6 protein-coding genes and 1 tRNA gene are annotated in these 7303 nt (G+C 49.7%); 6 read left to right on the top strand and 1 reads right to left on the bottom strand.

What is annotated here, in order from left to right:
• The first annotated feature begins 166 nt into the window (after positions 1-166).
• The 6 genes from AC2VDX_RS19360 to AC2VDX_RS19335 all read left to right on the top strand — a co-directional run bounded on the left by AC2VDX_RS19360 (position 167) and on the right by AC2VDX_RS19335 (position 7005).
• Positions 167-775: a vWA domain-containing protein gene (locus AC2VDX_RS19360; RefSeq protein ID WP_378173871.1), complete on the top strand. Its 609-nt coding sequence runs from the start codon at positions 167-169 to the stop codon at positions 773-775.
• Between the two features lie 110 nt (positions 776-885).
• Positions 886-2103, top strand: coding sequence for a circadian clock protein LdpA (gene ldpA / locus AC2VDX_RS19355; RefSeq protein WP_378173874.1), 1218 nt, complete (start codon positions 886-888; stop codon positions 2101-2103).
• Positions 2104-2283: 180 nt separating this feature from the next.
• Positions 2284-4095 carry a R3H domain-containing nucleic acid-binding protein gene (locus AC2VDX_RS19350; protein ID WP_378174075.1) on the top strand — a complete coding sequence of 604 codons (1812 nt, stop codon included), beginning with the start codon at positions 2284-2286 and terminating at the stop codon, positions 4093-4095.
• Positions 4096-4547: 452 nt separating this feature from the next.
• A tRNA-Gln gene (locus tag AC2VDX_RS19345) sits at positions 4548-4619 on the top strand.
• Positions 4620-4728: 109 nt separating this feature from the next.
• Positions 4729-5526: an HAD family hydrolase gene (locus AC2VDX_RS19340; protein ID WP_378173877.1), complete on the top strand. Its 798-nt coding sequence runs from the start codon at positions 4729-4731 to the stop codon at positions 5524-5526.
• Positions 5527-5745: 219 nt separating this feature from the next.
• A complete protein-coding gene (locus AC2VDX_RS19335) occupies positions 5746-7005 on the top strand; it encodes a DNA double-strand break repair nuclease NurA (RefSeq protein WP_378173880.1) in 1260 nt (419 codons plus the stop codon).
• 9 nt (positions 7006-7014) lie between these two features.
• Here AC2VDX_RS19335 and xseB read toward each other — a convergent pair whose 3' ends face one another.
• Positions 7015-7284 (bottom strand): exodeoxyribonuclease VII small subunit, encoded by a 270-nt coding sequence (gene xseB, locus AC2VDX_RS19330; RefSeq protein WP_378173882.1) that lies wholly within the window; start codon positions 7282-7284, stop codon positions 7015-7017.
• Positions 7285-7303: the final 19 nt, after the last annotated feature.

Genomic DNA, 7303 nt, shown 5'->3' with positions numbered 1-7303 from the left:
GGAAGTGCTGCTCAACGCCATTAACGACTAGGTGCTGTTTGTTAATTTGGGATTTTGGATGTGGAATCCAAAATCCCAAGTTTTGTTTGCCAGTTTTAAATCGCAACTTTGTTGTGGAATCAGCAGCAAGTCATTCAATCTAAAAAAATAATGTGGAGATTAGCTGATGAGCGCAGAAGATCGGGATTACACGTTAATTATTGACAAAAGCGGTAGTATGTCTACGCCAGACCAACCGGGAGGCAGAAGCCGCTGGGATGCGGCACAGGAGTCTACCTTGGCGTTGGCGCGAAAATGCGAACAATTTGACCCAGATGGGATTACAGTTTACTTATTTTCCAGCCGATTTAAACGCTACGAGAATGTAAATTCCAGCAAAGTCGCACAAATTTTTCAAGAAAACGACCCGGCTGGCACAACTAATTTGGCAGGTGTATTACAAGATGCGATCGCTGTCTACTTTCAGCGAAAAACAGCAGGTCAGACTAAGGCGGGTGGCGAAACCATTTTAGTAGTGACAGATGGGGAACCCGATGACCGAAAAGGCGTGATGCGGGCGATTATTGAGGCATCCCGTCAGATGGAACAGGATGAAGAACTGGCGATCTCGATGATTCAAGTAGGGTCAGACGCCACAGCAGCTCGGTTTCTGAAGGCATTGGATGATGACTTACAAGGTGCAGGGGCAAAGTTTGATATCTGCGACACAATAACGCTGGATGACATGGCGGACATGACTTTGGCGGAAGTGCTGCTCAATGCGATCGCTGACTAAGGGCAAACGCTAGATCTTTACGTTTTCTATGAAAGGGGAGTCGTGAAAACTCCCCTTATTTTTACTGTTTGTATCTCCCCATTTGTTCGGGAACGCACTAGCATATAAAGGTGACTGATACCTACTATCCCTTACGTTCCTTAAGAGAGGGTCACTGGTTTAAGCTCATTTGCGGAGCTAGTTTCCAACACCTCCCTGCCGTCCGAAATCTCACGTTGGCGTATACCCTAGCTGGGGCTGATTGTATCGATGTTGCCGCTGACCCAGCAGTCATTGCTGCGGCACAAGAAGGTCTAAAGGCTGCCGCTACCCTTGCCGATGCCGCCCGCGATCGCGGCTACTGCGTAGAAGGTTTGCCGTGGCTGATGGTCAGCCTGAATGATGGGGAAGATCCTCATTTCCGGAAAGCTGAATTTAACTCAACCGAGTGTCCGACAGATTGCTGGCGACCTTGTGAAAGTATTTGTCCGGCTGATGCGATCGCTTTTGACTTTAGCCAGAACGGTTTCTCTGGGGTGATCGATCAACGTTGCTATGGCTGCGGACGGTGTATTTCTGTATGCCCAAATAATTTAATTTATACTCGTTCTTATGTATCCGCACCGGAAGCGATCGCACCTTTGGTATTTCCAAGCGGCGTAGATGCCCTAGAAATTCACACGCAAGTTGGCAGAGTAGAGGATTTTAAACGACTCTGGAGTGCGATCGCGCCTTGGGTAAACCAGCTCAAGCTTTTAGCCATTAGTTGTCCGGATGGTGAAGGTATGATTGATTACCTCCGGGCACTGCACGAATTGATGGCACCCCTGCCGTGCCCCCTGATCTGGCAAACCGATGGGCGTCCCATGAGTGGCGATATTGGTGATGGCACAACTAGAGCTGCTGTAAAGTTAGGTCAAAAAGTTCTAACTGCCGGATTACCTGGATATGTGCAGTTAGCAGGAGGCACCAATCGTCACACTGTTGGCAAACTCAGGACAATGGGACTGCTCAACAGCCGCCAAGAGTCAGAAGTCGTAAAGGCATATTTATCGAGCATCCCTAGGGGAAACTCGGTCTTGCAGAAAAACCCGCCCCAACAAACTCAAACTTTTCCCGCTCAATCCTCCTATATCGCCGGGATTGCTTACGGCAGCTACGCTAGGGTTTTGTTATCACCCATTCTGGACGAATTGGAAAAAATGAATATGAACGAAGTATGTGGGAATGCATCCGCGTCAAGTCAGACATCTTTATCTGGACGCCTGGAAGAAAAGCCAGATTTACTCTGGCAGGCTGTTGGTCTTGCTCACTCACTAGTTTCTCAACTCAAAGCCTTTCCCCAATAGCCAATTGAAGCGCGATTTTAGATATGTCATCGGTTAAAAGGTTGAAAGTTAAAAGATTGACAGTTGGCACAAAGCAACTTTTCAAGCTAGCGATCGCCAACCTGCAACCATTCCCAGGCAAAAAACAAACAGCAGTTATTTAAATCGCCGATTGTGGATAAAAACGTCACTGTACAAAGAATGCAGATTACAGACGATCTCCAGAAATTACTGGACGTGTTACCTAATGAAATTCGGCAACCTTTAGAGCAGCATCCCGAACGGGATAAGTTAGTTGAGGTTGTCCTGGATCTGGGGCGTCTTCCAGAGGCTCGGTTTGCTAAACAGGCAGAGTATCTCTCCGAAACGCCAGTGTCTAGAGAACAACTGAATTATTGTATAGACCGGGTAGGACACTTTGGTGGAGATAACCGAGCTGGACTAGAGCGAACTCTGCACCGGATTAGCGCTATCCGCAACCGCAGCGGCGAGATTATTGGTCTTACCTTGAGGGTAGGTCGAGCCGTTTTTGGCACCATCGGCATGATTCGCGACCTGGTAGAAACAGGTCAATCGATTCTGATGCTGGGACGTCCCGGCGTTGGCAAAACAACAGCACTGCGGGAAATCGCCAGAGTTTTAGCCGACGATTTACAGAAACGAGTTGTAATTATCGACACCTCCAACGAGATCGCCGGGGATGGTGACGTTCCTCATCCAGCAATTGGTAGAGCCAGACGGATGCAAGTCGCCCGTCCAGAACTCCAGCATCAAGTGATGATTGAGGCAGTGGAAAACCATATGCCAGAAGTCATCGTCATTGATGAAATTGGTACGGAACTAGAAGCCTTGGCAGCTCGAACCATTGCTGAACGAGGCGTGCAACTGGTGGGCACGGCTCACGGAAATCGGATTGAAAATCTGATTAAAAATCCAACTTTATCTGACTTAGTAGGCGGCATTCAGGCTGTAACCCTGGGAGATGAAGAAGCCAGACGCCGGGGCAGCCAAAAGACGGTTTTGGAGCGGAAAGCCCCGCCAACCTTTGAAATCGCCGTTGAAATGCTAGAACGGCAGCGCTGGGTGGTGCATGAAAGTGTTGCCGATACCGTTGACACCCTGCTGCGGGGGCGTCAGCCGGGTTATCAAGTCAGGGCAACCAGCGAAACCGGGGAAGTTACGATTACCCACGAGACCCCCCAAACGCCCTCACTCATGCGACCCGCGATGAGCGGAGGCAGCCGCATATCTTCCACCTACGACGCCCCAGCGCGACCAATGGGCTGGCGAGCTTCTGGGCAGATGACGCCACTACCGACTCAGCCAGAACCGACACGAGGCATGAGGGCAGAACCGCAAAATCTATTGACTAGAGGAGAAGAATCTGACTCTAGTTTATCGCCTGTCTCTTCTAGCCTTTCACCTTCTTTTGAGCAGATGCTGGATCAATCTTGGCATCAACCTCAGATGATGGAAAATGAGACCTTTGTGGGGCCAAATGGCGAAGAGTTGCCGCTGCACGTTTATCCTTATGGGGTGAGCAGCCAACAATTAGAGCAAGTCATTCGGGTGCTGAATTTGCCCATCTTGCTGACGAAGGATATGGATAGCGCGGATGCAGTTTTGGCGATTCGGTCGCACGTTAAAAACCATTCCAAACTACGGCATATTGCCAAAGCCCGTCAGGTTCCCATCCATGCAATTAAGGCAAGTACCATTCCTCAGATTACCCGCGCCCTGCGGCGTCTGCTGGATATGGATGACTCCCACATCCTTGATGTCCCGGAACTTAGCTTATTTACCAGTAGCGGTAGTGAAGACGAGATTGAGGCTCTCGAAGAAGCCCGCCTTGCCGTGGAGCAAATCGTGATTCCCAAAGGACAGCCGGTGGAACTCCTGCCGCGTTCCTCTAAAGTTCGTAAAATGCAACACGAACTCGTCGAACACTATCGCCTCAAGTCTGACAGTTTTGGGGAAGAACCGAACCGACGGCTGCGAATTTACCCAGCCTAATTGAAAAAGCTGTGGCTCTATATGGGGTGTTGCACAGTGGACGGATGATAATCTCTTGCAAAGACGAGGCAGCGCGGTTTTGGGGTTTTCCCCCATGAGCGACGGCAGTCGCAAAGATGCTCAGAAAAACTTTGCGTCTTGGCGACGGCAGCGCGAAATTCAAAGGAAAATCATCGCATGATTGTGCAACACCCTATATGGGTTTCGGGGAGCTAAAGATGTCAAAAAAAGCTAAAACATCTGCCAGGTAAGCTTTCCACAGGAGGAGTCTGCTGTGACCACACTGTTTAGCTGGTAAGCGTTAGAGAAGCCTTTTCTATGAGTCAACTCTCTGGAATCCATATTAATCCTTCAGCATTTATCCACTGGTGCAGAAGTATTGAAGAGAAATTTTCTAAAAGTTGTTGACAAGTCCCTAGTAGGAACTGCTACTATAACGAAGGTTGATGCGATGGGGTGTCGCCAAGTGGTAAGGCAGCTGGTTTTGGTCCAGCCATTCCGAGGTTCGAATCCTTGCACCCCAGTTAAATTTAAAAACACTAGTAGAGACGCGATACATTGCGTCTCTACTGGTTATTGGGCTTGTTGGGCAAATTGTGCCAAGATAAACCGTAAAATTGCGGCTTTAGAACCATGCGTGCAAGTTATCCAAATATTCTCGCCCTTGACTTTGACGGTGTTATCTGTGACGGGCTAATCGAGTATTTTCAGACAGCTTGGCGCACCTACTGTCAAATTTGGGCACCTCCTAATCTCATACCTCCAGATGGTTTGGCTGAAAGTTTCTACCCGCTACGACCGATTATAGAAATCGGTTGGGAAATGCCGGTGGCAATCCGGGCGCTAATATTGGGCATTCCTGACGAAAAGATGTTGCAGGACTGGTCAGGGGTGGCTCAGCAAATCTTGCTAGAAGATAATCTGAATGCGGCTGATATCGGCACGAAACTCGATCGCATCCGGGATGAGTGGATTGCTAGCGATTTAGATGGTTGGCTAGCTTTGCATCGTTTCTATCCGGGTGTTGTAGAAAAAATGCATCGGATGCAATCGGAGAAGGCATCGCTTCCAGATACACCCATCCAAACGTACATTGTCACGACCAAAGAGGGGCGCTTTGTCCGCCAGTTGTTGCAGCAACAGGGCATCCAACTACCCGATCGATGCATTATTGGCAAAGAAAATCGTCGTCCTAAGTACGAAATTTTGCGCGAACTCAGCAGCGATTCATCGGTTCGCCTTTGGTTTGTGGAAGATCGCCTTAAAACTCTGCAAACGGTGCAACAGCAACCAGACCTCAATGATATCAAGCTGTTTCTTGCCGACTGGGGCTACAATACCGCTGCTCAGCGGGAGTCTGTCGGTTATCAGGAGCGAATTGAGCTTTTATCTCTCTCTCAGTTTGCTCAAGATTTCTCGGCTTGGGCTTAGATGAGGACAGAGAACTGAGGGTTAGAGGGATGAAGAAGTATCAAGTTAGGACTTACCGCACCAGTAACGGAAAAATGAACCGCGAAGACACGAAGGAATAAGAGTTTGAGAGAGTTTTTGCGTAAGTCTTGTCAAGTGTAAATTATAAATTCATCCCGATCGCCTTGATGTTTCATGCTTTAAGCTGAGAGCTGATAGGCGAAAAGCGGATAGCTGACTATGCTTGACCTAACCAAACTCGCGCGGCAAATGCAGGGGATTAGTCAACACCTGAGTGTAGAGGCTGCTGCCAGTCGCCAACGCTTAGAACGCGCCCAGCAGTTGCTGACACTGGCTCAAAAGTCTCAGGCAGATTTGGTGAAGCTGCAAGAAAAGTGGCGCGATCGCTTGGGGTTTTCGGCAGCCGCACCCATTGAGTCGCTAAGCACTGCCATTGACCTTCCTATCCCTCCATCTGTTCATACTATCATCGCCACAGACGGTTCTCAGATTGCCCCAAATCACCATGAAATCGCCTACTGCTATCTGATTAACGTGGGTCGGGTGGTGCTGCATTATGGGCAAAGCTTGTACCCGCTCTTGGATAGCCTGCCAGAAGTCTTTTATCGCTCGGAAGACCTTTACATTTCTCGCCAGTGGGGAATTCGCACTGAGGAATGGATGGGCTATCGACGCACGGCTTCGGAGGCGTCTGTGTTGGCAGAATTGGCTGCTAGCTGGATTAACCGACCTTCGCAAGTAACCTCAAGACAGGGAAACGGAAACAGGGAATCGGAAAGTTTCCCATCCCCAATTCCCGATCCCGAATCCCGAATCCCTGCCTTGGCAATGGTAGATGGATCGCTAATTTATTGGTTTCTAGAGCAGTTACCGGGGGAAGCCCGCGACCATATTTTGCCTCCGATTCTGGAAGCTTGGGATGTTCTGCGCGACACGGGGATTCCGATCCTGGGCTACCTGAGTGCCTCTCGTAGCAGCGAAGCGCTGAACTTCCTGCGTCTGCCAGCCTGTCCGCACCCAGTTCCCGACTGCATGACTCATTGCCCCGGTCAGTTTGACCGGGCACCCTGCCAGGTTTTCGACCCCTTGCGGGATACTGCCCTCTGGGCGTCTCAATTGCAGCCCGGTCAACGCAGTCCTCTGTGGCGCAGTTCTGCACGGATTCTGGAATTGTACGGTGCCCATCAAATCTACTTCTGCTACGTCCACGTCGGGACTGAAATTGCTCGTGTGGAAGTTCCTGCTTGGGTGGCTGAGAATCCAGAGAAGCTGGATGTTGCGCTCAGCTTGATGTTGGCTCAGGTGCAGAAGGGTTATGGCTATCCGGTGGCGCTTGCAGAGGCGCACAATCAGGCAGTGGTGCGAGGGGGCGATCGCGCTCGTTTCTTTGCCTTACTCGAACAACAAATGATTAAGGCTGGTTTGAGAAATGTCGGGACTTCCTATAAAGAAGCCAGGAAGCGCGGTAGTATCGCTTGATGGCATCTCTCAAAAGGACGTTGGCTCATCCGCTAGCGTCTCAATCAATAAATTCATCTGCTGTTGGCGCTTTTGCAGAAAGCTTTCACATTGGCGCAAATATTCTACAGCAGCGGTAAATTCTTCAAAAACGTCGGCGAGTTCTAGTTTACCGGCTTCAATTTGCCGAATGATGGCTTCAACTTTGGCAACCGTCGCTTCGTAGTTCCAATCTTGCGGAAATTGGGTATCAATACGGCGATCGCTTGAGCCGTCGGTGGTGCTGGTGGGTTTGCTCATGAAAAAATACCCGTATTGC

This window comes from Coleofasciculus sp. H7-1, from assembly GCF_057473865.1.
This window is presented reverse-complemented; position numbering and strand designations above follow the sequence as displayed.

What these genes read in the sequence shown, in the direction of transcription:
- AC2VDX_RS19360 (WP_378173871.1), top strand. Translation starts at nt 167, where the DNA reads ATGAGCGCAGAAGATCGGGATTACACGTTAATTATTGACAAAAGCGGT.
- AC2VDX_RS19350 (WP_378174075.1), top strand. Translation starts at nt 2,284, where the DNA reads ATGCAGATTACAGACGATCTCCAGAAATTACTGGACGTGTTACCTAAT.
- AC2VDX_RS19340 (WP_378173877.1), top strand. Translation starts at nt 4,729, where the DNA reads ATGCGTGCAAGTTATCCAAATATTCTCGCCCTTGACTTTGACGGTGTT.
- AC2VDX_RS19335 (WP_378173880.1), top strand. Translation starts at nt 5,746, where the DNA reads ATGCTTGACCTAACCAAACTCGCGCGGCAAATGCAGGGGATTAGTCAA.
- xseB (WP_378173882.1), bottom strand. Translation starts at nt 7,284, where the DNA reads ATGAGCAAACCCACCAGCACCACCGACGGCTCAAGCGATCGCCGTATT.